Source organism: Actinoplanes sp. NPDC048791 (genome assembly GCF_040650095.1).
GTDB lineage: Bacteria > Actinomycetota > Actinomycetes > Mycobacteriales > Micromonosporaceae > Actinoplanes.
The window spans coordinates 1-1,132 of sequence record NZ_JBEZGQ010001696.1; the positions used below are offsets into that span (position 1 = coordinate 1).

The following is a 1,132-nucleotide window of genomic DNA, read 5'->3' on the forward strand; positions in this document are numbered from 1 at the left end:
AAACTGCACGCCGGCCTGGCCGGTCCGCTGCCGGAGGCCGGCGAGGGCACCGCCGCGGCCGTCGCGCGGCTCCTCGAGATCGGCACGGCCACCGCCACGGCGTCGTCCGGCCCCCGGTTCAACCACTTCGTCACCGGCGGCAGCACCCCGGCCGCGCTGGCCGCGGACTGGACCGCCGGGCTGCTCGACCAGAACGCGTTCGCCCGGGTGTCGTCGCCCTTCGCGCACGAGGTGGAGACGGTGGTGCTCGACTGGCTGCGGCAGCTGTTCGGGCTCCCGGCCGGCTGGGGCGGGGCGCTGGTCGGCAGCGCGACCTTCGCCAACTTCACCTCCCTCGGCTGCGCCACCCAGTGGTGGGGTGAGCGCCACGGCGCCGACACCGTCCGCGACGGGCTGTCCGGGCTGCCGCGGATGCCGGTGCTCTCCGGGGGCTACGTGCACGCCTCCGCCCGCAAGGCCCTGCAGATGCTCGGGCACGGACGGGACGCGGTCGAGGTCTTCGCCCGTGACGACGTGGGCCGGGTCGACCTCGAGGCCGTCGAGCGGCGGCTGGCCGGGCTCGGTGGCGCCCCGGCGGTGCTCATCGCCAACGCCGGTGAGGTCAACGCCGGCGACTTCGACCCGGTCGACGCGCTGGCCGCCCTGGCCGAACGGTACGGCGCCTGGCTGCACGTCGACGGCGCGTTCGGGCTGTTCGCCGCCCTGTCGCCGCGCAGCGAGCACCTCGTGCGGGGGATCGAGCGGGCGCACTCCATCGCCGCCGACGGGCACAAGTGGCTCAACGTGCCCTACGAGAGCGGGTTCGCGCTGATCCGGGAGCCGGAGCGGCTGGGCACCGCGTTCGGGATGCCGGGGGCCGCGTACCTGCCCGGACCGCAGGACCCGGGTGGCGGCTACGGCCTGTACGGGCCCGAGTCGTCGCGGCGGGCCCGGTCGCTGCCGATCTGGGCGACGCTGACCGCGTACGGGCGGCAGGGTCACCGCGCCATGGTGGAGCGGCACCTCGACCTGGCCCAGCACCTGGCCCGGCGGGGGGGGGGGGCGGCCGGGCTGGAGCGCCACGCCCCCGGGCGGCGGGGCCCGGGGGGGGTGCGGGTGGGGGGACCCCGCCGGGGCGGCGGCGGGCGGGCCC

General features: G+C 77.8%; 1 protein-coding gene. It reads left to right on the forward strand.

The genetic code is table 11. The features are described from left to right. A partial coding sequence (locus AB0C29_RS49705; protein WP_360835544.1) for a pyridoxal-dependent decarboxylase occupies positions 1-1,132 on the forward strand: 1,132 nt, incomplete at both ends.